This is a genomic window from Massiliimalia massiliensis (assembly GCF_900155615.1).
Lineage (GTDB): Bacteria > Bacillota > Clostridia > Oscillospirales > Ruminococcaceae > Massiliimalia > Massiliimalia massiliensis.
This window is the reverse complement of sequence record NZ_FUHT01000004.1, coordinates 226783-249919: the sequence shown is the minus strand read 5'-3', so window position 1 is coordinate 249919 and position 23137 is coordinate 226783. Positions and strand designations below refer to the sequence as shown.

At 50.2% G+C, this 23137-nt stretch carries 25 protein-coding genes; 4 read left to right on the top strand and 21 right to left on the bottom strand.

Annotated features, from left to right (window positions below; translation table 11 throughout):
* Nucleotides 1–9 precede the first annotated feature (9 nt).
* From CZ360_RS09645 to ruvC, 8 genes are all read right to left on the bottom strand, one after another.
* The gene (locus CZ360_RS09645; protein ID WP_077533999.1) at nt 10–822 is read right to left on the bottom strand and encodes an energy-coupling factor transporter transmembrane component T family protein; all 813 of its coding nucleotides are present in this window, start codon (nt 820–822) and stop codon (nt 10–12) included.
* Nucleotides 815–1693 carry an energy-coupling factor transporter ATPase gene (locus tag CZ360_RS09640; RefSeq protein ID WP_077534803.1) on the bottom strand — a complete coding sequence of 293 codons (879 nt, stop codon included), beginning with the start codon at nt 1691–1693 and terminating at the stop codon, nt 815–817. Before CZ360_RS09640 ends, CZ360_RS09645 begins: the two co-directional genes overlap by 8 nt.
* Before the next feature lie 78 nt (nt 1694–1771).
* Entirely contained in the window at nt 1772–2614 is an 843-nt protein-coding gene (locus tag CZ360_RS09635) for an energy-coupling factor transporter ATPase (RefSeq protein ID WP_077533998.1), read from the bottom strand.
* A gap of 24 nt (nt 2615–2638) precedes the next feature.
* Nucleotides 2639–3505 (bottom strand): class I SAM-dependent methyltransferase, encoded by an 867-nt coding sequence (locus CZ360_RS09630; protein WP_077533997.1) that lies wholly within the window; start codon nt 3503–3505, stop codon nt 2639–2641.
* A gap of 10 nt (nt 3506–3515) precedes the next feature.
* Nucleotides 3516–4868 carry a phosphoglucosamine mutase gene (gene glmM, locus CZ360_RS09625; RefSeq protein ID WP_077533996.1) on the bottom strand — a complete coding sequence of 451 codons (1353 nt, stop codon included), beginning with the start codon at nt 4866–4868 and terminating at the stop codon, nt 3516–3518.
* Between the two features lie 44 nt (nt 4869–4912).
* Nucleotides 4913–5911, bottom strand: coding sequence for a Holliday junction branch migration DNA helicase RuvB (gene ruvB, locus CZ360_RS09620; protein WP_077534802.1), 999 nt, complete (start codon nt 5909–5911; stop codon nt 4913–4915).
* A 54-nt stretch (nt 5912–5965) separates the two neighbouring features.
* On the bottom strand, nt 5966–6574 hold the full coding sequence (gene ruvA / locus CZ360_RS09615) for a Holliday junction branch migration protein RuvA (protein WP_077533995.1): 609 nt from the start codon (nt 6572–6574) through the stop codon (nt 5966–5968).
* 24 nt (nt 6575–6598) lie between these two features.
* Nucleotides 6599–7105, bottom strand: coding sequence for a crossover junction endodeoxyribonuclease RuvC (gene ruvC, locus CZ360_RS09610; protein ID WP_077533994.1), 507 nt, complete (start codon nt 7103–7105; stop codon nt 6599–6601).
* A gap of 336 nt (nt 7106–7441) precedes the next feature.
* Here ruvC and rpsO point away from each other — a divergent pair, with 336 nt between their 5' ends.
* The 3 genes from rpsO (at nt 7442) to CZ360_RS09595 (ending at nt 11053) form a co-directional block, all read left to right on the top strand.
* The gene (gene rpsO / locus CZ360_RS09605; RefSeq protein WP_077533993.1) at nt 7442–7708 is read left to right on the top strand and encodes a 30S ribosomal protein S15; all 267 of its coding nucleotides are present in this window, start codon (nt 7442–7444) and stop codon (nt 7706–7708) included.
* A gap of 217 nt (nt 7709–7925) precedes the next feature.
* A complete protein-coding gene (locus CZ360_RS09600; protein WP_077533992.1) occupies nt 7926–10049 on the top strand; it encodes a polyribonucleotide nucleotidyltransferase in 2124 nt (707 codons plus the stop codon).
* Between the two features lie 182 nt (nt 10050–10231).
* Nucleotides 10232–11053, top strand: a complete 822-nt coding sequence (locus tag CZ360_RS09595; RefSeq protein ID WP_229408038.1) for a metallophosphoesterase — start codon at nt 10232–10234, stop codon at nt 11051–11053.
* A gap of 58 nt (nt 11054–11111) precedes the next feature.
* Here the strand turns inward: CZ360_RS09595 and CZ360_RS09590 are convergent, their stop codons facing one another.
* Nucleotides 11112–11330, bottom strand: coding sequence for a hypothetical protein (locus tag CZ360_RS09590; RefSeq protein WP_077533990.1), 219 nt, complete (start codon nt 11328–11330; stop codon nt 11112–11114).
* Between the two features lie 165 nt (nt 11331–11495).
* Here CZ360_RS09590 and CZ360_RS09585 point away from each other — a divergent pair, with 165 nt between their 5' ends.
* The gene (locus CZ360_RS09585) at nt 11496–11975 is read left to right on the top strand and encodes an acyl-CoA thioesterase (protein ID WP_077533989.1); all 480 of its coding nucleotides are present in this window, start codon (nt 11496–11498) and stop codon (nt 11973–11975) included.
* A 57-nt stretch (nt 11976–12032) separates the two neighbouring features.
* Here the strand turns inward: CZ360_RS09585 and CZ360_RS09580 are convergent, their stop codons facing one another.
* The 12 genes from CZ360_RS09580 to CZ360_RS09525 all read right to left on the bottom strand — a co-directional run bounded on the left by CZ360_RS09580 (nt 12033) and on the right by CZ360_RS09525 (nt 23028).
* The gene (locus CZ360_RS09580; RefSeq protein WP_077533988.1) at nt 12033–12428 is read right to left on the bottom strand and encodes an RrF2 family transcriptional regulator; all 396 of its coding nucleotides are present in this window, start codon (nt 12426–12428) and stop codon (nt 12033–12035) included.
* A gap of 96 nt (nt 12429–12524) precedes the next feature.
* A complete protein-coding gene (rpoD, locus tag CZ360_RS09575) occupies nt 12525–13613 on the bottom strand; it encodes an RNA polymerase sigma factor RpoD (RefSeq protein WP_077534801.1) in 1089 nt (362 codons plus the stop codon).
* A gap of 68 nt (nt 13614–13681) precedes the next feature.
* Nucleotides 13682–15433, bottom strand: coding sequence for a DNA primase (gene dnaG, locus CZ360_RS09570; RefSeq protein ID WP_077533987.1), 1752 nt, complete (start codon nt 15431–15433; stop codon nt 13682–13684).
* Nucleotides 15434–15474: 41 nt separating this feature from the next.
* Complete coding sequence (locus CZ360_RS09565; RefSeq protein ID WP_077533986.1) at nt 15475–16179, bottom strand: DUF1287 domain-containing protein; 705 nt, start codon at nt 16177–16179, stop codon at nt 15475–15477.
* 85 nt (nt 16180–16264) lie between these two features.
* Nucleotides 16265–17272, bottom strand: coding sequence for a deoxyguanosinetriphosphate triphosphohydrolase (locus tag CZ360_RS09560; RefSeq protein ID WP_077533985.1), 1008 nt, complete (start codon nt 17270–17272; stop codon nt 16265–16267).
* A gap of 146 nt (nt 17273–17418) precedes the next feature.
* Nucleotides 17419–18078, bottom strand: a complete 660-nt coding sequence (locus CZ360_RS09555; protein ID WP_077533984.1) for an IMPACT family protein — start codon at nt 18076–18078, stop codon at nt 17419–17421.
* Between the two features lie 74 nt (nt 18079–18152).
* Nucleotides 18153–18353, bottom strand: a complete 201-nt coding sequence (gene rpmE / locus CZ360_RS09550; RefSeq protein ID WP_077533983.1) for a 50S ribosomal protein L31 — start codon at nt 18351–18353, stop codon at nt 18153–18155.
* Between the two features lie 140 nt (nt 18354–18493).
* On the bottom strand, nt 18494–18937 hold the full coding sequence (locus CZ360_RS09545) for a hypothetical protein (protein WP_077533982.1): 444 nt from the start codon (nt 18935–18937) through the stop codon (nt 18494–18496).
* Between the two features lie 34 nt (nt 18938–18971).
* Nucleotides 18972–20690 (bottom strand): phospho-sugar mutase, encoded by a 1719-nt coding sequence (locus CZ360_RS09540; protein WP_077533981.1) that lies wholly within the window; start codon nt 20688–20690, stop codon nt 18972–18974.
* Between the two features lie 64 nt (nt 20691–20754).
* The gene (locus tag CZ360_RS09535) at nt 20755–21369 is read right to left on the bottom strand and encodes an Rnf-Nqr domain containing protein (protein WP_077533980.1); all 615 of its coding nucleotides are present in this window, start codon (nt 21367–21369) and stop codon (nt 20755–20757) included.
* Nucleotides 21369–22016 carry an Rnf-Nqr domain containing protein gene (locus CZ360_RS09530; protein ID WP_159438218.1) on the bottom strand — a complete coding sequence of 216 codons (648 nt, stop codon included), beginning with the start codon at nt 22014–22016 and terminating at the stop codon, nt 21369–21371. Before CZ360_RS09530 ends, CZ360_RS09535 begins: the two co-directional genes overlap by 1 nt.
* A complete protein-coding gene (locus tag CZ360_RS09525; RefSeq protein WP_077533978.1) occupies nt 22009–23028 on the bottom strand; it encodes an RnfABCDGE type electron transport complex subunit D in 1020 nt (339 codons plus the stop codon). Before CZ360_RS09525 ends, CZ360_RS09530 begins: the two co-directional genes overlap by 8 nt.
* Between the last annotated feature and the right edge of the window lie 109 nt (nt 23029–23137).

The window sequence follows — 23137 nt, the reverse complement described above, 5'->3', positions numbered from 1 at the left end:
TTTCTAAAGCTAAACAAACGCCGGTACAAAAATATTCAGCAGGATCACCCCGGCAAAACAGACCGCCATTACTGCTGCGCCGTACCAGTCCAGGCTGCTGTAATGGAGCTGGCGCATCCTAGTCCTTCCTTCTCCGCCCCGGTAACACCGGCATTCCATAGCAAGCGCCAGCTCCTCAGCGCGGCGGAACGCGGAGATAAACAGCGGGATCAGGATTGGGACAAGCGCCTTGGCGCGCTGCATCAGTCCGCCGGATTCCATATCAGCTCCCCTGGCCTTCTGCGCGGACATGATCTTGTCCGTCTCCTCGATCAGGGTCGGAATAAAACGGAGCGCAATCGTCATCATCATCGCCATCTCATGCACCGGAAAATGAATCTTATTCAGCGGCCGCAAAAGCTGTTCAATCGCATCGGTCAAAGCGATCGGCGAGGTCGTATAGGTCAGCAGAGAAGTCCCCATGATCAGGAAGATAATCCGGATGACCATCTTCAGCGCTACAATAATTCCATCCACCGTAATGGTGATGAAGCCAAGCTTTACAAGCGGCTCGCCGGTAACAAAAAAGATGTTTAACACCGCGGTAAAGATGATGAGCGGAAGAATCGGCTTGACGCCCTTGAGCACCATGATAAACGGGATTTTGCTGATCCAGATTGCCGCGATGAGGAAGATAACTGGAATCAGAAATCCAGCTTCATTTCCCACGCAGAACAGCATCACAATATAGGCGATTGATAAAATGAGCTTCATCCGCGGATCCATCCGATGAATGACAGACTTGCCCGGGAAATACTGCCCAATGGTAATATCTCTAAGCACGGCCGGCACCCCCTTTGGCTTTTAACAGGCGCAGGATATCAGCCTCTGCCTGATCGACAGTATAGACATTTTCCGAAACCGGATATCCCGCCGCACGGAGCTGGTGGAACACCTTGCTGACCTGTGGAACGGAAAGCCCCATTCTGGTGAGCTCCTCGTTTTTCGAAAAAACCCGTTCGACAGTATCGTAATCGAATACCTTGGCATGGTTCATCACCAGTACCTTTTCGGCATATTTCGCAATATCCTCCATGCTGTGCGACACCAACAAAACGGTGCTGCCCGTCTGCTGGTGGTATTCCCGAATCTGGCCCAGAATTTTGTCCCTGCCCTTGGGATCCAGTCCGGCAGTCGGCTCATCCAGGATCAAAACCTTCGGACGCATCGCGATTACACCCGCGATTGCAACCCGGCGCTTCTGTCCGCCGGAAAGGTCGAACGGGCTCTTTTCCGCATATTTTCCTTTCAGCCCGACAAAATCCATCGCTTCCATCACGCGGGTATGGATTTCCTCTTTGGAAAGCCCCATATTCCCCGGTCCAAACGCAATATCCTTGTATACCGTTTCCTCAAAGAGCTGGTATTCCGGATATTGAAACACCAACCCTACCTGGAACCGGACATCCCGGATATTCTTCTTGTTTTTTTCATCCCAGATATCTTTTCCATCAACATAAATTTTTCCGGAGGTGGGCTGCAGAAGCCCGTTAAAATGCTGGATCAGTGTTGATTTTCCTGAACCGGTATGCCCGATTACTCCGATAAATTCACCTGGTTCGATTTCAACGCTTACATCCTCAATCGCCGCCTTTTCAAAAGGGGTTCCGGCACTATATAAATGAGAAAGATGCTCGGTCTTTATAATTGCCACGTTTGTTCTCAGCCTTTCTTCTTTTCCGGTCACAGCATCGATCTGTCCGTGCCGGAAAGTCTTTTCCTGTCTCCGTCCCTATGCCAAAAGCTGCTCCAGCGCCGCCGTACATTCATCCTCGGTAATCACATCGTCCGGTACGGGAGCGCCCTCTTGCTTGAGGCGGTAACAGAGCTCTGTTACCTGGGGAACATCCAGCCCCAGCTCCTTCATTTTCTCGACCTGAGAAAAAATTTCCCGGGGCGTACCGGTTATCACCACGTCTCCATGGTCGACTACGATCACCCGGTCAGCATGGACAGCCTCATCCATATAGTGGGTAATCAGCGCGACCGTCGTCCCGTAGTCACGGTTAAGCTCCATCACAGTCCGCAGAACCTCCCGCCTTCCCTTCGGGTCAAGCATCGCGGTAGGCTCGTCCAGCACAACGCATTCCGGGCGCATTGCAATGACTCCCGCAATCGCAATCCTTTGCTTCTGCCCGCCGGATAACTGATGCGGCGCATGCTCTTTAAATTCATACATATCAACTGTTTTCAATGCCTCGTCCACCCGCCGCCGGATTTCCTCCGGCTCCACGCCAAGGTTTTCCAGCGCAAACGCAACGTCTTCCTCGACGATGGTCGCTACAATCTGGTTGTCCGGGTTCTGGAACACCATCCCGACCTTCTGCCGGATATCAAACAGATGCTCCTGATCCGCGGTATCCACTCCATCGACCAAAACCCTACCGCTTGTCGGCAGCAAAACCGCATTGAAGTGCTTGGCCAGGGTGGATTTCCCAGAACCGTTATGCCCCAGGATCGCCACAAATTCCCCTTGATGGATTGATACGTCAATATCGTTCAGCACAAGGATGTTTTCCTCTTCTTCCCTGACATATTCAAAATGCAAATGCTCGGCCAGAATCAAGTCTTTCACCGTCACCGCTCCTTTTTCTTTTCCCTATTCCGCTTCCCAAAGCGCTGTGGAACCGCAGGGAAGGATATATCCGCTCTCCTCAACCGGAAGCCCGATCTCGTCCGCCGAAACAATTCCCGAATGCCGGCTTCCAATAGTAACGCCCAGCAGGTATTCCATAACCGAGGGCGATAGTCCCGTCGTATAGGAATTCAGTGCGAAAAACAGAGGATTTTCCGACAGCACCTGGCCGCACAGAGAAACCAGATGGTAAACCTGCTCCTCAAGCTGCCAGACCTCGCCTCCCGGCCCCCGGCCATAGGAAGGCGGATCCATGATTACTGCGTCATAGCGGTTCCCCCGCCGGATCTCCCTGGCGACAAACTTTTCGCAGTCGTCTACAATCCAGCGCACCGGCTTGTCCGAAAGTCCGGAAAGCGCGGCGTTTTCCCTTGCCCAGGCGACCATTCCCTTGGAGGCGTCCACATGGCAGACCGAGGCTCCCGCATTCGCGCAGGCCAAGGTTGCCCCGCCCGTGTAGGCAAAGAGATTGAGCACCTTTACCGGGCGACCCGCCGCACGGATTTTTCTGTCAAAGTAATCCCAGTTGACCGCCTGCTCCGGAAACAATCCCGTATGCTTAAATCCGGTCGGCCGGATAAGGAATTTCAAATCCCGGTAAGAAATATTCCAGCTTCCCTTCACCTGTTTCTGAAAGTCCCAATGCCCACCGCCTTTACTCGAACGGATATAATGTCCGGAAGCCCTGTTCCAGGAGAGATTCTCCCTCGGCGTATCCCAGATGATCTGGGGATCGGGGCGGATCAATAATACTCCTCCCCAATTCTCCAGCTTTTCTCCGTTTGATGTATCGATAATCCGGTAATCCTTCCAATCCCTTGTTGCTCTCATGAATTCTCCTTTATACTTCCTTCTCCGCTTCAATCACAGCGCACACCTCGTCACAGCAGCGTTCAATCAGGGCGGTGTCATCCCCCTCTACCATCACGCGGATCAGCGGCTCTGTCCCGGAGGCACGCACCAGCACCCGCCCGGTTTCTCCCAGCGCCGCCTGCACCTCAGAAATCTTCTTCTTGATTGTCCCGTTGGTCGCAAGCAGCTTTTTGCCGTCCTGCGCAATCTCGACGCCTTTTAAGACCTGCGGCGCCTTTTTCATCACCGAAGCCAGCTCCGACATCTTCTTTCCGGAACGTTTTAAGATGCTCAGAACCTGCACTGCGGTCAGTTGTCCGTCGCCAGTCTGTGCAAACTCCTTAAAGATAATATGCCCGGATTGTTCCCCGCCGATTACATAGCCGTATTTCAGCATTTCCTCCAGCACGTACCGGTCGCCGACCGTGGTGCAGACAAGGTTGATGTCCTGCTCTCTCGCAAAACTATGCATCCCGAAATTAGACATGACCGTTGCAACCAACGTGTTCTCGTTCAGCCGCCCGCGCTGCTTCAGATCGTTCGCGCAAATCGCCATAAGCTGATCGCCGTCCACCAGTTCCCCGTTTTCATCCAGCGCCAGACACCGGTCGGCGTCCCCGTCAAAGGCAAACGCCACATTGCAATGATTGTCGAGCATAAACCGCCGCAGGCTGTCCATATGGGTAGAACCGCAGTTTTTATTGATATTCAGTCCTGTCGGGGACGCATGCAGCACATGGACGTCCGCTCCAAGCTGGGTGAACAGAGTTTCGGCTGTCCGGGAGGCTGAACCGTTTGCGCAGTCCAGTGCAACCTGTATGCCGGTAAAATCGTCCTCTACCGTGTCAACCACATGGTCAATATAGTCAAGCATCGCGGAATCGCGCCGGTACACCCTGCCCAGCTTCATCGGGGAAGCCAGCGCAATTTCCTCCGGCGCGTCCAGGATCAGCCGTTCAATCTCATTTTCTACATCATCCGGGAGCTTATAGCCGGTACGGGAAAAGAGCTTAATCCCGTTAAATTCCGCAGGATTATGGGAAGCGCTCACCATAACGCCGGCATCTGCGGAATATTCTCCAACAAGCCATGCGACAGCCGGCGTCGGCAGCTCGCCCAGCATCTCCACGTCCACTCCCACCGAGCAAATCCCGGCGGACAGCGCGCTTACCAGCATCTGTGAGGACAGTCTCGTGTCCTGTGCGATGATGATTTTTGGCCTTCTCCTGGCCTGGCGGATCAGCACCTGTGCCGCCGCACGCCCAATCTGCATCGCGAGCTCGCAGGTCAGGCTATCATTCGCAATTCCTCTTGCGCCGTCTGTTCCAAACAATCTACCCATGAATTTCTCTCCTTAGTATCCTCAATATCGTATCGCTTCTCTACTTACAGAAGCTGCTGTCCGTCCTTCAAAATGCCTAAATGCTTGTAGGCAAGCGGCGTTGCACACCGTCCCCTCGGCGTCCGGGATAAAAATCCAAGCTGCATCAGATACGGCTCGCAGACATCCTCCAGCGTAACCGCCTCCTCACCGAGCGCTGCCGCCAGCGTTTCCAGCCCGACCGGCCCGCCGTTATAATTGCGGATAATTGTGGTCAGCATCCGGATATCATTGGTATCCAGTCCCAGATCGTCAATCTCCAGCCGTTTCAGCGCAACATCCACAATCTCCCGGGTAATCACGCCGTTGCCCAACACTTGAGCAAAGTCCCTCACCCGCTTGAGCAGGCGGTTCGCTACACGCGGCGTCCCCCGGGAACGCTTCGCAAGCTCCAGCGCGCCTTCCGTCTCGCAGTCAATCTCCAATATTCCGGCGCTGCGCATAATGATATCGCAGAGCTGCTCCGGGGTATAAAGCTCCAGCCGCAGGAGCATTCCGAACCGGTCGCGCAGCGGCGAGGTAAGCTGCCCGGCGCGTGTCGTCGCGCCCACCAACGTAAACTTCGGCAGGTCAATTCGAATGGATCGAGCCGCCGGCCCCTTCCCGATGATAATATCCAGCGCGAAATCCTCCATTGCCGGATAGAGCACCTCCTCTACCGCACGCGAAAGCCGGTGGATTTCATCAATAAACAAAACGTCGTTCTGATTGAGGTTGGTTAAAAGCGCCGCTAAATCACCCGGCTTTTCAATCGCCGGCCCGGACGTCACCCTGATGTTAACATTCATCTCGTTGGCAATAATGTTGGAAAGAGTGGTCTTGCCAAGTCCCGGCGGGCCGTAAAGCAGCACATGGTCAAGCGCCTCGTCCCTCGCCTTCGCGGCCTGAATAAAAATCGAAAGATTTTCCTTCACCTTTTCCTGGCCGATATATTCATCCAGCGTCTTTGGCCGGAGGGAGAACTCTACGTCTACGTCTTCCTGCGTAAATTCGGGAGCGATCATCCGGTTTTCAAAATCTGTTTCCTTGCTGTTTTCAAACACGATACCACTCCCCCCTTACAGATTTCCGGCCAGGCCCTTCAGCCCGGCTTTAATCATATCTTCTACCGAAGCAGACGGGTCCATGGAAGCGATGAAGGCCGCCGCCTCGGACTGGGCATAGCCCAATACCACCAGTGCGCTGATCGCTTCCGCCGCGTTTCCGGTTGCAATCCCGGCTGAAGCAGGCGCCATCCGTCCGGTTACACCATCGGCCACCTGTTCCTTTGACACCTTATCCTTTAATTCCAGCACAATCCGTTGGGCCGTTTTCAGCCCAACGCCCGCGCTTCTGGTCAGGCTCTTGGCATCGCCCGAGGCCACGCAGAGCGCAAACTGCTCCGGAGTGTGATCGGAGAGGATGGACAGCGCCGCTTTCGGCCCAACGCCGTTTACCCCGATCAGCATCCTGTAGCACGCAAGCTCAGACTGCTCGGAGAAGCCGTATAAATCCATCGCGTCCTCCCGGACATTCAGATAGGTATATAAGAACACCTCTTCCCCAATCGAAGGGAGACGGGAAAGGGTAGTCAGCGTGGTTTTCACCCCAAAGCCGACTCCGCCTACATCCACCACGACAAAATTCGGTTCTGAAACCCGGAGCGTTCCTTTTAAACTATAAATCATATTTGTTCTTCTTTCCTGGACAATTTATTTCCATTCTTCAAATTTTTTAAAATTCATCAGTGACGGCGCCGTATGCGCATGACAGATCGCAATTGCCAGCGCGTCCGCCACATCGTCCGGCTTTGGGACGGCTTTCAGGTTTAAAAGCTGCTTTGTCATCTCCTGCACCTGCGTTTTTACCGCCTTGCCGTACCCAACGACAGCCTGCTTCACCTGAAGCGGAGTGTATTCATAGCAGGGTACATTGTGCAGGCTTGCCACCAGAAGGATAATGCCTCTTGCCTGCGCGACATCAATCGCGGTTTTTTGGTTGGTGGTAAAGAAAAGCTTCTCAATGGCAACTGCGTCCGGTTTATGCATTTCGATGATCTGGGTAAAGTCCTCATAAATGATTCGCAGCCGCGCCGCAAATTCTGTTCCCGCGTCTGTCGTGATCGCGCCATAATCCAGAGTGGTAAATCGAGAATTGCGGTATTCCACAATCCCAACGCCGACAATCGCATAGCCGGGGTCAATTCCAATAATCTTCATTTTATCAAATCCGTTTCGGAGCTGTTTTCTCCATGACTGTCTCATATGCATGATTCAAATTATTATATCATATTTTGCCGCTGAGATCAATATTCCATCTGCGCCAGCATGCCAAAAAAGGACAGCCCGGCTCTTGATTTTCCGCAGAAAAAGAGGTATTATAAAAATGATGGAAAAAGTTCTGAATTATTTCTTTACAAACCTTTTCCATTATGGTATAATATATTTACTTTGCCGTGGTTTGCGGGATTAAGCCCAATAGGTTTGACAAGCCTGTCAAACGGGAGTTCATCTGCCCCTTACTCCGACAAGGCAGAATTTTAATGAGGTGAAACTATGCTGAGAAAAGAAGAAAAAAACGCGGTTATCGCGGATAACCGTCTGCACGAAACCGACACTGGCTCTCCGGAAGTACAGATCGCTGTTCTGACCAAGAGAATCAACGATTTGCAGGAGCACTTTAAAGCGCACCCGCATGACCATCACTCCAGAAGAGGCCTTCTGAAAATGGTTGGTCACCGCCGTAATCTGCTCGGTTATCTGAAGAAAAAAGATATCGAACGTTACCGTGCTGTAATTGCCAAATTAGGTTTACGTAAGTAGGATTCACGCTGTAAGGCAGATGGAAACATCTGCCTTTTCGTGTTTTTATCCGTATGGCCGCAGCAGCAAAAAAATCAAACAATCATGGCTGGCAAACCGTAAAACGGTAGGTATTTAGCATTAAATCGTACCCTTAACACTCCGCTTGAGGGCAGGATTTATTGCTAACCCTGCCGCCCTGACCCGGCGCCGGCCGAAAATTCAAGGAGGCAAAAGTATGCTGAACAATCCAAGAACATTTGAAACAACCTATGCCGGCCGGCCGCTCATTGTGGAAACCGGCAAAACCTGCGAGCTTTCCAACGGCTCCTGTTGGGTTCGCTATGGCGATACCGTTGTCATGGCAAACGTTACCGCATCTGCCAAGCCAAGAGATGGGGTAGATTTCTTCCCGCTCTCTGTCGACTATGAAGAAAAGCTCTATTCTGTGGGCAAAATTCCGGGTTCCTTCCTGAAAAGAGAGGCGCGTCCCAGTGAAAACGCAATCCTCACCTCCCGTATGGTGGACCGCCCGATGCGCCCGCTTTTCCCGAAAGACATGCGCAATGATGTTTCGATTGTGATGACCGTGCTTGCAACCGATATCGACAATTCTCCGGAAATTGCCGGTTCCATCGCCGCGTCAATCGCAGTCAGCATTTCTGACGTACCGTTTAACGGCCCGATTGCTACCATCAGCGTCGGTTTGGTAGACGGCGAAATCGTGTTAAACCCCATTACGGCGCAGAGAGAAAAGTCCGACCTAAACCTGACCGTCGCCGGTTCCAGAGACAAGGTGGTCATGATTGAAGCCGGGGCCAACGAAGTGGATAACGAAACCATGCTCAAGGCGATCGAGACAGGCCATGAAGAAATCAAAAAAATGGTCGACTTTATCGCGTCTATTCAGGCTGAAATCGGAAAAGAAAAATTCACCTTTGAATCCCAGGAAGTCCCGCACGATATGTTTGACGATGTCGCCGCAATCGCTTACGAGGATACTAAGCTGGCTCTCGATACGGACAACAAGCTTGTCCGTGACGAACGGCTGCTCCCGATTTATGAAAAAGTATATACTGAACTGGAAGAAAAATATCCGGAATCTCAGGTCAAGCTGGACGAATGCATGTATAAGCTGCAGAAAAAGATCGTCCGTGAATGGCTGTTTGAAGGCAAGCGTGTAGACGGACGCCAGATGGATGAAATTCGCCCGCTTGCTTCTGAAGTCGGCGTTCTGCCGCGTGTACACGGTTCCGGCCTCTTTACCCGGGGACAGACTCAGGTGCTCTCTGTCGCGACCCTAGGGCCGATCCGTGACATCCAGAATCTGGATGGGATTGATGAAAATTCCACCAAGCGCTATATGCACCACTATAATTTCCCGTCCTATTCCGTAGGCGAAACCCGTCCGAGCAGAGGGCCTGGACGCCGTGAAATCGGCCATGGCGCTTTGGCGGAAAAGGCGCTCGTTCCGGTGCTCCCTTCCCTGGAAGAATTCCCGTACGCAATCCGCGTGGTGTCCGAAGTATTATCCTCTAACGGTTCTACCTCCCAGGGCTCTATCTGCGGTTCCACCCTTGCCCTGATGGATGCAGGCGTTCCGATCAAGGCGCCGGTTGCAGGGATTTCCTGCGGGCTGATCACCAAAGAAGACGGATCCTTTACCACCATGGTTGATATCCAGGGGCTGGAAGACTTCTATGGCGACATGGACTTTAAGGTCGGCGGAACCCATAAGGGTATCACCGCGATCCAGGTAGACATCAAGGTCGATGGTTTGACGATGGATATCATCCGGGAAGCGTTTGAAAAAACCGAAAAGGCCAGAAACTATATTCTCGATGAAATCATGCTCAAGGCCCTTCCTGCTCCGCGTGAGACCGTCGGCGAATTTGCTCCGAAAGTGCTCCAGACCAAACTGCCGGTTGATAAAATCAAAGACGTTATCGGAAAAGGCGGCAGCGTAATCCAGAAAATCTGCGCAGAATGCGATGTCAAGATCGATATTGACGATGACGGCCTGTGTGTTATCATGGGTGTGAATCTTGGTAATGCAAGACGCGCGCTCTATATGGTTGAAACCATTGCCATGGATCCAGAAGTCGGTGCGATCTATAAAGGGGTTGTCACCCGCCTGATGAATTTCGGCGCGTTTGTTGAAATCGCTCCGGGCAAAGAAGGTCTGGTTCATATCTCCAAGCTGGAAAACCACCGTGTAGAAAAGGTTGAAGATGTTGTTTCTGTCGGAGATGAAATTGTTGTCAAGGTTGTTGAGATCGACGACCAGGGACGGATCAATCTTTCCAGGAAAGATGCCATCGCTGAAATCGAAGCAAAACAGGCACAGAAGAACAATCAGTAATCATAAATGCTATCAAAAAATCCGTCCTGCTGGTTCACAGCCCGGACGGATTTTTATTGTCACGGGGTAGCGTGCCGCAAAAAAGTATGATATACTGTTAAAAATAATGCCGTATTTCACAGTAAATTATTCCTAACAAAGAAAGTGAAACCATGAAAACAAAGAGAAGAAAGGTCACGGTAATGATTCTAATCGTCCTTGGCCTGCTGCTGATTCTTGTGATTCTGGATTCCTCCAGGCTTAAAATTGTCTCCTACCGGATTGAGAACGAAAAGATAGGAGAGCCTCTCCGAATCGCGCTGATCACAGACCTGCATTCCTGCAGGTACGGAACCAGCCAGGAAACACTGGTACAGGCTGTAGAGGAACAGCAGCCGGATATTATTCTGTTGGGCGGCGACATCTTCGACGATGAAGTTCCGCATCAAAACAGCAGAATTTTCCTGAGCCGGATAGCTCAAAAATACCCCTGCTTCTATGTATCGGGAAACCATGAATTTTGGAGCGGAGAGATCGAAACGCTCAAGGATTGGATCAGGGATCAGGGGATCACCGTCCTGGAGGGCGATTGCCAAATCTTTGAGGCAAATGGGAGCGCGGTTAATCTTTGCGGAATTGACGATCCCACATATATCGGCATGGAAGAAATCAAAGTACAAGCCGAACATGCTTATTTGTCTGCCGACCCCACAAAGCTTACCCTTCTGCTAACGCATCGTCCAGAGCTTGCCGATCTGTACCGGGAAATTGGTTTTGATTTGGTTCTTGCAGGTCACGCTCATGGCGGCCAGTGGCGAATACCGGGTATCCTAAACGGGCTGCTCGCACCGGATCAGGGACTGTTTCCGAAATATGCGGGCGGCGCTTATCAGCTTGGCAGCACGACGATGATCGTCAGCCGCGGACTGGCCCGGGAAAGCACCTTGGTTCCCCGTATCTTTAACCGGCCGGAGCTGGTTGTGATCGATCTGCTTCCGGAAGCTGCTGAAAAAACAAATAGATAGCCATACTATTCCTGAAATGAGCAGAGAGCCCGCCATTTCTTGGCAGGCCCTCTTTTTCCTATTTCTCCTGAGTGTTTCCCAGTAGATCTACTAATTCGTCGCGGAGGTGTTCCATATGCGTGATTTCAAAATCAACAGAGCTTTTTAACATTCCGTTATAGACATTTCCGTGTTTGGCAGGCTGGCAGTCGCGCTCACAAAGACGGTTCATACAGTCTTTCAGCTCATGGATTTTATGATTCATACAATCGGATACTAATTTTTGGCTTGGATTCATTTTTCTCGTTCCTTTCAAGTGATTTCTGTCTTTAGTTTATCCGGTTGTCCTCCCATCATGCAGAAAAACCGCTTGGATTTACATGATATTTTCATAAAAGTGTGCTATAATAAAAAGCAAAACAGGATCTATAGAAAAGCTGCTTGCAGAAAAAGGAGAAAATATATGGCCGAATTAGAAGCAAAATATGTGGCGGACTCCCGGACGGAACAGACACAGATGGTCTTATCAGAACATATCAACGGCTATAACCGTTTATTCGGCGGAAAGCTGATGGAATGGATCGATGTGGTTGCCGGCGTAGTTGCCCGGCGGCATTCCAACCGCAATGTGACGACGGTGTGTATTGATAAGCTCCATTTCAAGGCTCCGGCGCACGTCAATGATATTGTAGTATTAAACGGTAAAATCACATATGTCGGCCGGACTTCCATGGAGGTTCGGGTTGATACCTTCGTGGAAGACCTGGATGGGTACAAGCGTCCGATCAACCACGCCTATCTTGTCCTGGTTGCAATCGACGAGCAGGAACGTCCCGTTCCAGTTCCCGGCCTGCTCCTGACCAATGAGCAGGAAAAAGCGGAGTGGGAAGCCGGGATGAAACGTTCCGAGCTGCGCAAACAGCGCAGAAAAGATTTTTTCTAGGAAATGAAAAAGAGTCCATTTATCAAAAAAGATAAATGGACTCTTTTATGTATCCTGCTAAATTAAAGTATCAACTGTGACAGCAGAAAGCTCGTCCCGGAGCATCTTGGAAATCCGGTGGAATTCCCTGCGCACTTTGCAGGTACGTGACTTTTGCCGGTTGCAGCCAATCTGCGCATCCAAGCATCGGCTCAAATAGCAATCCCCTTCTATCACACAGATGATATCATACAAGCTAATTTTTTTCGGAGCACGGGAAATTTCATAGCCGCCCTTAATGCCCTTAAAGGATTTTACCAATTCACTTGCTACCAGTTTGCGAAGAATTTTCAGAGCAAAACGCAGGGTAACGTCCGTCTCCTCCGCAATTTTTTTAGCGTCGGCGCGCTGCTCACTCTTTGCAAGGTATAATATAATTCGAATTGCATAATCCGTTTCCAACGTGATATGCATATCTCTCCCCCATTCACAGTCCTGTTTTAATTAGAGATGAATTGAGTATATTATAACACAAAAAAACAGTAAAGTAAAGGGTGAACACACAGCAGCTTAATCAATAAAATCCTTCAGCTTTTTGCTCCTGCTCGGATGCCGCAGCTTCCGCAGAGCTTTCGCTTCAATCTGACGAATCCGTTCACGGGTCACGTCAAATTCCTTTCCGACCTCTTCCAGTGTCCGGCTTCTCCCATCCTCCAGGCCAAAGCGTAAGCGCAGCACCTTTTCTTCCCGTTCTGTCAGTGTTCCAAGCACTTCGCCGAGCTGTTCCTTCAGCAGGGTGTGCGAAGCGGCGTCAGCCGGGGCAGGCGCGTCGTCATCCGGGATAAAATCGCCCAGATGGCTGTCTTCCTCTTCCCCGATCGGAGTTTCGAGCGAAACGGGTTCCTGCGCGGCACGCATGATTTCACGCACTTTATCAACCGGCATATCAAGTACTTCCGCAATTTCTTCCGCACTTGGATCGTGCCCGTTTTTATGCAGCAGTTGGCTGCTTACCTTTTTCACCTTGTTAATAGTCTCAACCATATGAACCGGAATCCGGATCGTTCTCGCCTGGTCGGCAATCGCCCTTGTAATCGCCTGCCGAATCCACCAGGTCGCATAGGTGGAGAATTTAAATCCCTTGGTATAATCAAATTTCTCTACTGCCTTAATCAGACCGAGATTTCCTTCCTGAATCAAATCCAAAAACTGCATTCCCCGCCCGACGTACCGTTTTGCAATACTGACAACCAGCCGCAGATTCGCTTCAGAAAGGCGCTTTCTCGCAGCAGCATCTCCCTGGTTCATCCGGGTAGCAAGCTCGATCTCCTCTTCCGCAGACAGCAGCGGAACCCGGCCGATTTCTTTCAGATATACCTTGACCGGATCATCGATATTGACCCCTTCAGATGCCAGCGTGCTCTCCAGCTCCAGATTCAGGTTTTCATCCTTGGTAAAATCCAAATCCTCATCGGCGGTATAGTCGTCGACAATCTCAATGTTCAGGTTTTCCAGAGAATCATAGAGTTTATCCATCTGCTCTGCGTCAAAGTCAAGCTCCTCCAGGGCGTCCGTAATCTCCTTCGCAGTCAGCCTGCCCTTGGCCTTTCCCTGTTCCATCAGGTCAACAACCGCTGTTGATTTTTTTTCTGTAGCCATATCGTATTCTCCCTCAATCAATATCTGTATCATATCAAACAGAGCAAATCGCCCTGCTTTCTATCTCTTTATCTGGAACTTTTCTCCTGCCGGTACCGTTCCAAATCTTCCGGCGTCAGTGTTTTGACATCCTGCGCTTTCAGGCTGCTCCTGTACTCCCGCAATACGGAAATGTAATCCTCCAACATAGCGATCGCCGCATTTTCGTTTTCTGATTCCGCCACCATTGCGGCAATCCGGTCAAATTCCGGTTCGCTGAAATCGGGGTTTAAATCAGATAGCCCAATCTCATTATTTGCACGAAATAGGGTATTGATACGCGAAAAAACGCACTGATTAAACTGTGTGACAAAATCTTCTTCCCGTATTTTTGACAAAATCTCCCCGCAGCTATCAGGATACCGCAAAAGCAGTGCAATTATCCCTTCTTCCGCGCGTGCCGCACGCAGATGACGAGCTTTTTCCGGATTGATCCGGTCGGACAGAACCTTTTGATTTGTCTGGATGACATTCCACTCTTTCTTTTCCTCAGCACGCCGCCTTTTTTTGATCAGCGCGTCCGCCTGCGCCATCAGGCTGTCAACAGTCACTCCCGTCTCTTTGGCGACCAATCCCGCATAAACCTCACGCTCCAGCCGGTTTTTTACCGAAGCAAGGACAGACACAGAACGCCGCGTATACTCCACCTTCCCATTGGTATCCTCAATGTCAAACTGCTTTTTGATCTTGCCCAGCTCAAACTCAATTACATCTCCGGAAGCGTCGAGCAGGATTTCAAAGCGTTTGGCGCCAAATTTTTTGATATATTCGTCCGGGTCTTTCGCCCCTTCCATCTTCAGGATTTTAGTCGAAACACCCACCTCGGACAGCAGGTTGATCGCCCGGTGAGTCGCCTTCTGTCCAGCCTCATCCGAATCGTAGGCGATGACTACTTCCTCCGCATATTTGGAAATCAGCCGGGACTGCTCCGAGGTCAGCGCGGTTCCAAGCGTTGCGACAACATTCTCAAATCCCGCGGCATGGATCGCGATTACATCCATATACCCTTCCGCCAGAATCAGCCGTTTTTCCTTGCTGTTTTTCGCAAAATTCAGGGAAAAAAGATTCCGGCTTTTTTTAAAAACCAGCGTATCGTTTGAATTGAGATATTTAGGCTTGCTGTCGTCCAGCACTCTTCCCCCAAAGGCAATCACATTGCCGCGCACGTCAATAATGGGAAACATGACCCGATTTCGAAACTGGTCGTAAACACTGTCGTTTCTCCCTTTCCGGACAACGGCAGCCTGCTCCATCTCCTCATAGGTAAAGCCCTTCTTCCTCAGATGGTCGCGCAGAGCGTTCCAGCTATCCGGCGCAAACCCAAGCCCATATTTTACAATTGTCTGGTCAGAAAGCTGTCTCTGTTTGAAGTATTCGTATCCTGCCCTGCCCATCGGCGATTTAAGGCAATGATGGAAAAAGCGTGCCGATTCCCGGTTGATTTCCAAAATTCTTGCCTTTATCTGTCCGGCCCGGTCGCTTTCCCCTTCCTCTGGTACAGTCAGCCCAACCCGTTTTGCGAGAAAGTGGACTGCCTCAACATAGTCGAGATTCTCAATCCGCATGATAAAGCTGATCACATCACCGCCCGCACCGCAGCCAAAGCAGTAAAAGGATTGGGTGTTCGGGTAAATTACCATCGAAGGCGTTTTCTCGGAATGGAACGGACAGAGCGTTTTCTGATTTTTCCCCTCCCGCTTTAACGGCAGATAGGAGGAAACAATATCCTCGATATCGCAGTACATTAATAGCTGCTGAATAAAGCTTTTTGGGATTGGCATTCTGTCCCTCCTTTCCTTCTTTGGTCATCCGATTGATGAGATTACGTTTCTTCCAATTGGGAAGCGTCAAACCGGAAATGCCCGCTGATATGATACCGCAGCAAGGCGTCCTCCTCCCGGTCTTTCTGTCCCGCATTGTGGAGCAGGTATGGGATTCCCTTTTCATTCCGAAGATCAGAAATAATCCCGATATGCCCCGGATCATCAAAGGTCACAATGTCCCCCGGCTGCCATTCCTCTATTTTAGTTGGGTCTAAGCTCAGCGAAACCGCATGGCGTTCAAAAAACACCTTTAAATTGCGCACCCGCCTGAAATCAATATTGGGATCCGGCGTACCGTTGGTAGCGGGATAGTTCTCGGTGTGTGCGGCAATATCCTCGTCTACCATATCCTTCAGCGTATAGCCTGCATGGTCAAACGCCCGCCACACTAAATCAGCGCAGCAGCCCTCGTCCTCCGGCGGATATCCGCCCGCGTAATAGGCAGCGCTGTATTTGGGGTGATTCTCGGCATCCTTTTTTGCCCCCAACAGGATATCAGTGTAGTCATCCACACCGTTTCCATTTTTGTCAACCGTACTGAGAACGCGGGTAATCTGGAATTTTTGCTCCGCCTCCTCCGGAGACAGAGGATGGGAGTCGAATACGCCCAGCCAACTAAGCAACAACCATATCCCTGCTGCAAACAGCAGCAGGACTATCCACGCGCATACAATACGCCCCTGTGCGATATGACGTCTTCTCATCCTGTCACCCGTACTTTCTAAAGGCTATTCCATTCCTTCTGTATCTCAGATAAGCCGCCCGGCGCATGGAAATTTTTATCCCTTGCTATCCAAACATCTTCGGTACAAACAGCTGCTGGTAAAGGTTGATCGCATAGATATCAGTCATCCCCGCCAGATAATCGCAGATCGCCCTGTCAAGCCCCTCTTCTTCTATGACGCTGTGATAAGGCTCCGGCAGCTTTTCGGTATGATTCTGAAAATAACGGTAAAGCTGGATCAGCAGCTCCTGCGCTTTGCTCTCCTCTCCCTTGGCAAGAGGATTGCGGTAAACACACTGGAACATGAAATCCCGCAAGCTGCGGTGCGCTTTCCATACCTCATCGCTCATCCTGATTTGATTCTGCCCAAAACTGTTCTCAATAATCGATTCGATCAGCGTCGAAATCCGCTCGCTTTTTGTCCTGCCCAGGACATACAGGCAGTCATAGGGCAGTTCCTCCGGCCGCAGGATTCCGGCGCGGATCGCGTCCTCAATATCATGATTGATATAGGCAATCTTGTCTGAATATTCGACAACCTTTCCTTCCAGCGTCGCCGCATCAGCGCCTCCGTCAGAGTGGGTCGCAATCCCATTGCGCACCTCATATGTAAGGTTCAGGCCCTTCCCGTCCCGTTCCAGCCGGTCAACCACTCGGATGCTTTGCTGAGCATGATGAAACTCGAAAGGCGCTACGGAACTCAACGCCTTCTCGCCGGAGTGTCCGAACGGCGTATGTCCCAGGTCATGCCCCATGGCAATCGCCTCGGTCAAATCCTCATTGAGCCGCAGTGCTCTGGCAATCGTCCGGGAAATCTGCGCGACCTCCAGCGTATGGGTTAATCGGGTTCGGTAATGGTCGCCCAACGGCGCCAAAAACACCTGTGTTTTATGCTTTAACCGACGAAAAGAAGCAGAATGGATAACCCTGTCGCGGTCTCTCGCAAAATCTGTGCGGATGGGACAGGGAGTTTCCGGCCTTTTCCGGCCCTTAGAATCTATCACTAAGGTTGCATAAGGAGACAGGATTTTCCGTTCAATTTCTTCCGCATAACGGCGCGGCTGTAAATCCATTCCAAATCCTCTCCTTTTCTGGTTACTAATAATATATACAAGGGGAACAGTTTCAATCCCTTCTTTTTATGAAAAAAAGAAATAAAATCAGAAAGAAATACAGATTTCCTCTTGAATCACATACAAATTTGACAGTTTCTCCAAAGCTAGAGATCCTCAAAGCAGGAATCAAGCGCCTCCGGCACAACCTGTCCGTTTGTCAGTTCCGTCAAAGCTTTGAGAAAAGCTTCCCTCCTGTCATAACGAACCAAAAACTCCATCCGTACCAGCTCGCCAAAATCGGAATCCAAGACCTTAAGCGGGTAGTTCGGAAGAATATAGCTGATTTTTCCGTAAAGCGGATATTCAAACGACATCCGATACCGGTAGCAAACCGACAAATTTAGGATTTCCGCCGCGTCTACAGCGATTTTTGAGGTATGGGAATAGGCTCGGACAAGTCCGCCCGCGCCGAGCATGATCCCTCCGAAATAGCGGGTGGCAATCACACAGATATCGGTGAGTCCTTCCTTTTCCAGCACATCCAGAACCGGGCGTCCCGCCGTTCCCTGCGGTTCCCCGTCATCGGAGCAGCGCTTCAGTCCGCCGTTCCGCAGGATATAGGCATAAACGTTGTGAGTCGCGTCCCAGTACTGTTTTCTTTTCTGCTCAATAAACCGCAGGGCATCTTCCTCTGTTTTGCATGGCTGGACCGACCCAATAAACCGGGACTTGCGCTCTACAAATTCATCCTCTGCGTATTCCCTGATCGTCCGGTAGGAGGTTTCCATCCTGTTTTCATCCCCTTTTCGCTTATGATCTGCCATAAAATAACTTTAAGCGGTGCAAAGATTACTCTGCACCGCTCTATAAAGTCTGATTCAATCACGCAATAGGCTCCTTATTTCATGCCAAAACGTTTCTTAAATCTGTCAACGCGTCCGCCGGTATCAACCAGTTTCTGTCTTCCGGTGAAGAACGGATGACATTTAGAACAAATTTCTACTCTGATATCTTCCTTGGTGGAACGGGTTTCAATCACATTCCCACACGCGCAAGTAATTTTGCACGGTTTGTAATCCGGATGGATTCCCTCTTTCATTCTTGTTCACCTCACAAATCCTCTTATACTGCAAACGATAGATTTTGCCATCGTTTATAAGGAATTCTACCTCATTCGAGATGTCCTCACAAATACATATCATATCATAAACTAAAACAAAAAGCAAGACTTTTTTCTATTTATTTATTGCCGCCGTCTTGTACAGGCTCCATCTGCTCATAGAAAGCGAGAAGCTGCTCCCGGAAGTCATCGCCAACCAAAAAATATTCTCCGGAGAAATCAGATATTCTGCCGCTTGAGAAGCTGCATCCGCTATCAGTGTGATCTTGATAATAAACGGTCAAGCTAACTTCCCAGCCGCCATAGGGCTCCAGCTTGATTTTTCTCCCTTCATACTGGTTCACATACTCGGCAATCTCCAAAATCAGTTCTTGGGACTCTGTTATATGCGTTGTAGGCGGCGAAGGCATTTTGGAAATCTCGATAGATACAATCTCATCAATACGATCTATGAATTCCAGCTTTCTCACCGTGGTTTCCGGCTTTTCATCCAAATTCCCGAATACAAAAAAGCCGGTTAGGAGCAGCAGGGCAAAGCAAGAGAAAACCACAAGCTTTTTCATTGCGCACTGCCCCTTTCCTTCCGCACGCAGTCAATTAGAATCCCAGAATTCTGGTTAAGTCCTCTTTCAGTACGCGGTCGAGTGCGTAAGCGTCTTCTCTGACATCCTTTACTGTGGTGTAATACGCTTTGATTTTCGGCTCCGTACCGGACGGGCGGATGCAGACGCTTGCCTCATCTTCCAGATGGTAGAACAGCACCGCAGAATTCGGGAGCGTAAGCTTTTCCCTGTTTCCGGTGAGCATGTCGGTGCTTTCCCCGGTAATATAATTGTCCACACGCAGTACCTTCAGTCCGCCGATTTGGGTTGGAACGTTCTGCTGGAGGTTTGCCATAATCTCATTCATCCGCTCCATACCGGCCGCCCCTTCACAGGTAAAGCTCTGCTGCGTATGATAATAGAAACCGTAAGTTTTGTAGATTTCATCCAAATATTCCAGGACGGTAATCCCTTTTGAACGGAGATACGCTGCCATCTCACAGATCATCATCGAAGCGACAACCGCGTCCTTATCCCTCGCATGGGTGCCGATCAAATAACCGTAGCTTTCCTCAAAGCCGAAAATATACCGTTCCGGATGCCCCAGCTCTTCCAGGCCGTAAATCTGTTCCCCGATAAATTTAAAACCGGTCAGCACCTGACGGAACTCTACACCATAATGTTCCGCGATCTTTTGAGCAATTGCTGTGGAAACAATGGTGGAAACCGCCACCGGGTCTTTCGGCATAATTCCTTTGGCAATCCGCTGGGAGCAGATATATTCCATCAGCATCGCGCCGACTTCATTTCCGGTAATCAGGACATATTCCCCATCATGGTTCGGGACTGCAATTCCAACGCGGTCGCAGTCCGGATCGGTTGCGAGCAAAAGGTCTGCCTTTTCCCTTTTACAGAGCTTCAGTCCCAAATCCAGTGCCTCCGCAATTTCCGGGTTCGGGAAAGGGCAGGTCGGGAACGTTCCATCCGGCTTTTCCTGCTCTGGAACGACCACGACATTCTGAATCCCAATCCGTTCCAGAATCGCGCGCACCGGCTTGTTCCCGGCGCCGTTTAACGGGGTGTAAACAACCTTAAGCCCCGCCTCCTTAACAACGTCTTTATTGATCGACTGTTTCTGGATCGCGTCTAAAAATGCCTCCAGTACATCATCAGAGATGACCTCAATCATCCCGGCGGATTTTGCTTCCTCATACGCCATCAGCTTCACACCGTCAAAGATATCGACCTTTCCGATATTCTCCAGCACCTGGTTGGCGCCCTCCAGCGTAATCTGGCATCCGTCGTCCCCATATACCTTGTAGCCGTTATACTTTGCAGGGTTGTGGCTGGCTGTTACCATGACCCCGGCGCTGCATTTCAAATGCCGCACTGCAAAGGAAAGGCACGGCACCGGCATCAGCTCTTTATAAATATAAGCCTTGATCCCATTGGCTGCCAGTACACAGGCGGTTTCCTTTGCAAACACATCCGATTTGATCCGGCTGTCATACCCAATCGCAACTGTACCGTGATCATATTTCGCATTGATGTAGTCGGCAAACCCCTGCGTCGCACGCCGGATCACATAAATATTCATCCGGTTTGTACCCGCGCCGATTACTCCGCGAAGACCTGCTGTCCCAAATTCCAAATCCTTATAAAAGCGGTCTTTGATGCTCTCTACATCATCAGTAATCGCCGCCAGTTCTTCCTTTAGGTCACTGTCCTCCAAATCCTGGGAAACCCAGCGTTTGTACAATTCCATTTCTAGCATTGTTCTTCCCCCTAATCATAATTATATCAAAAGGGTCTCCGCCCTTTTCATTCTCTGTTTTCTATTATACCGGAAGCTCGTGTCCAATCATGCCGTAAATTGCCAAAGAAAGGATACCGATATAAAACAGGGTGATTGGAAAACCGCGAAAGGCCTTTGGAACTGCCTTGCTGTTTAACCGTCCATAAGCGATATAGGTCAGATAGGTCGCCAGGGTAAACCCAAAGCCGGTTCCAATCCCGAAGCCGATAAAGCCCGGCAGCTCCAGCTTATATTCGGTTGACAGCAGCAAAGCGCCCAAGACCGCACAGTTAAATGCACAGCGATGGATAAACATCAGCATCATATCCTTATTTTTTAGCGGGAGACGATGCGTTACAAAAAGCATTACAATATAAACAACAGCGATAACGCCAATATATACCAGAGGCAGGATATAACTGCTGCTGTCCAGCTTCTGGACATAGGGCAGCAGATAGTAGACAGCTACCGCGGAAAGGGTAGTAATGATCGTCATGATCATCCCGAAAGCGAAAATGCGGTATTTTTTCCGGATAATCCACAGCGAGGTAGAAGCTCCCAGCGCGCGGGAAAAGATCGTATTCTCCGTAAACATGGCAATCAGCGCATATAAAAACATCTTGCCAAAAAAAGTTGTGGTAAATTCAAGCCATGTCATCAGCGGTTTCCTCCCTTTTTCTGGTCAGTTTCCCCGCCATGCAGGTAAATACGGAAGCGCTGTACAGCAGCCGCCAAAAACCCCAGCACGATAAAACCGCCGAACGGCAGCATAAACGCATAAATTTTGCCGGGCATATTCAGCTCATTGCCGAAAAATGAACCGTTCCCGAAAATCTCCCTCAGCATGCCTACCGTCACAATCACCAGGAAGAATCCAACCGTATGGCAAAAGACATCCAACATCATATTCAGACGTTTCATCTTGAGAAAACGCGTTTCGGTTTTGGTCACAATCAAAGAGTTCGTCACCAGCAAGGGGAGAAAAATCCCCACTTTATACACCGAATCCGGGAACATGAGATTCATCAGGTAAGACACCGGGATATAGAGCAGGCAGGCTAAAACCACATATAGAATCACCCGGATAGCATACGGCAGCTTTTTAGGTACAAAGGAGGCCAAGAGCACCCCGAAAAAGGTAATCAGGATAAAGCTCAAGCCCAGAATCAAGCCATTCTGTGCAGTGTTGGCTGCAACAATGACCGGTGCAATTACCAGCCCGCGTTCCAAAACCGTGTTATTCACCAACAGCCCATCAAAACGGTCGATCTGTTCCCGATGCTTTTGATAATAAGTTCTAAGCACGTTTTCCACCAACCCTTCTGACCCGCCGTCCCCGCAGCGTCTCACTGTCCTTCAGGAACTGGTTTAATATCGGTATTTTGCGGCAAAGCCAGTCCGACAAGCGGTCGAACTCCCTTGCCAGCGCATTTGCAAAGAGCAGGACAAACACGAACTCAATGTCGAGAGCCCCGGCTTTCCGGAACAGCATAGTTACAAGTCCCAGGAAAATCCCATAAAGCACCTGCCCAATTGCAGTTAACGGAGATGTATGCGGATCGGAGGCCATAAATATCACTCCGAACAGCAGTACTCCGGAAGTAATTTCAAAAATAACGGAATTCAGCCTTCCCGTACTGGTTCGCGCGAACAGACAGGCGTAGCACGCAACTGTGAATAAGAACGCTCCCGTAATCCGGAAGGAAATTGCCCGTCTCAAGCACAAGAAAAGGAAAACAGCGGCCAAAGCGATAATACAGGTAGCACCCATCGCACCCGGATATTCCCCTAAAAGCAACGGGAAAAGGGAAATCTGAGGCGTCCCGCCCACATTCATCACCGATGCCGGCGAGGTTGCATATAATACACCTGCCTCCTCGGCAATATGCGGGGTTAACGGAAGCCAGCTTCCGGGAACTGGAAATTTTAAAACCTGTTCAGAAAAGCTAATCCCCACAATTGCTACACCCAGCGCCGCAGGATTAAAAATATTCCGTCCTGTTCCGCCGAACGCATACTTTCCAATCAGCAGGCCGCTGACTACAGCAATCACAACGACATAATAATCGACGCTGGCAGGCATCAGCATGGTGATAACCAGTGCGGTTACAATCGAGGAGTAATCATGCTTCTCCGCACGCGGCAAGCGGAAGAGCCATCGTTTCAAGATCAGCTCCATCAGCATTGCCGTCACCACCGCTATAGCGGCAATAATTGCCGGACGGGCGCCAAAAAAGTAGACAGGAACCGCCAGCATAGCAACAAGCGCTAAAATTGCAGAAACGCAATGGTCGGAAATTACAATACTATGTTTCATGTTTGGAACTCCATTCTGTCGGGATATCCCGAATAAGATACCGGCATGCCTGATTAAGCCGCCAGTTCCGGTTCTGATTCCGAATTGAACCGTATAAACTTAATAGTGA

What these genes read in the sequence shown, in the direction of transcription:
- CZ360_RS09630 (WP_077533997.1), bottom strand. Translation starts at nt 3,505, where the DNA reads ATGAGAGCAACAAGGGATTGGAAGGATTACCGGATTATCGATACATCA.
- glmM (WP_077533996.1), bottom strand. Translation starts at nt 4,868, where the DNA reads ATGGGTAGATTGTTTGGAACAGACGGCGCAAGAGGAATTGCGAATGAT.
- ruvB (WP_077534802.1), bottom strand. Translation starts at nt 5,911, where the DNA reads ATGATCGCTCCCGAATTTACGCAGGAAGACGTAGACGTAGAGTTCTCC.
- ruvA (WP_077533995.1), bottom strand. Translation starts at nt 6,574, where the DNA reads ATGATTTATAGTTTAAAAGGAACGCTCCGGGTTTCAGAACCGAATTTT.
- ruvC (WP_077533994.1), bottom strand. Translation starts at nt 7,105, where the DNA reads ATGAAGATTATTGGAATTGACCCCGGCTATGCGATTGTCGGCGTTGGG.
- rpsO (WP_077533993.1), top strand. Translation starts at nt 7,442, where the DNA reads ATGCTGAGAAAAGAAGAAAAAAACGCGGTTATCGCGGATAACCGTCTG.
- CZ360_RS09600 (WP_077533992.1), top strand. Translation starts at nt 7,926, where the DNA reads ATGCTGAACAATCCAAGAACATTTGAAACAACCTATGCCGGCCGGCCG.
- CZ360_RS09595 (WP_229408038.1), top strand. Translation starts at nt 10,232, where the DNA reads ATGATTCTAATCGTCCTTGGCCTGCTGCTGATTCTTGTGATTCTGGAT.
- CZ360_RS09590 (WP_077533990.1), bottom strand. Translation starts at nt 11,330, where the DNA reads ATGAATCCAAGCCAAAAATTAGTATCCGATTGTATGAATCATAAAATC.
- CZ360_RS09585 (WP_077533989.1), top strand. Translation starts at nt 11,496, where the DNA reads ATGGCCGAATTAGAAGCAAAATATGTGGCGGACTCCCGGACGGAACAG.
- CZ360_RS09580 (WP_077533988.1), bottom strand. Translation starts at nt 12,428, where the DNA reads ATGCATATCACGTTGGAAACGGATTATGCAATTCGAATTATATTATAC.
- rpoD (WP_077534801.1), bottom strand. Translation starts at nt 13,613, where the DNA reads ATGGCTACAGAAAAAAAATCAACAGCGGTTGTTGACCTGATGGAACAG.
- dnaG (WP_077533987.1), bottom strand. Translation starts at nt 15,433, where the DNA reads ATGCCAATCCCAAAAAGCTTTATTCAGCAGCTATTAATGTACTGCGAT.
- CZ360_RS09565 (WP_077533986.1), bottom strand. Translation starts at nt 16,179, where the DNA reads ATGAGAAGACGTCATATCGCACAGGGGCGTATTGTATGCGCGTGGATA.
- CZ360_RS09560 (WP_077533985.1), bottom strand. Translation starts at nt 17,272, where the DNA reads ATGGATTTACAGCCGCGCCGTTATGCGGAAGAAATTGAACGGAAAATC.
- CZ360_RS09555 (WP_077533984.1), bottom strand. Translation starts at nt 18,078, where the DNA reads ATGGCAGATCATAAGCGAAAAGGGGATGAAAACAGGATGGAAACCTCC.
- rpmE (WP_077533983.1), bottom strand. Translation starts at nt 18,353, where the DNA reads ATGAAAGAGGGAATCCATCCGGATTACAAACCGTGCAAAATTACTTGC.
- CZ360_RS09545 (WP_077533982.1), bottom strand. Translation starts at nt 18,937, where the DNA reads ATGAAAAAGCTTGTGGTTTTCTCTTGCTTTGCCCTGCTGCTCCTAACC.
- CZ360_RS09540 (WP_077533981.1), bottom strand. Translation starts at nt 20,690, where the DNA reads ATGCTAGAAATGGAATTGTACAAACGCTGGGTTTCCCAGGATTTGGAG.
- CZ360_RS09535 (WP_077533980.1), bottom strand. Translation starts at nt 21,369, where the DNA reads ATGACATGGCTTGAATTTACCACAACTTTTTTTGGCAAGATGTTTTTA.
- CZ360_RS09525 (WP_077533978.1), bottom strand. Translation starts at nt 23,028, where the DNA reads ATGAAACATAGTATTGTAATTTCCGACCATTGCGTTTCTGCAATTTTA.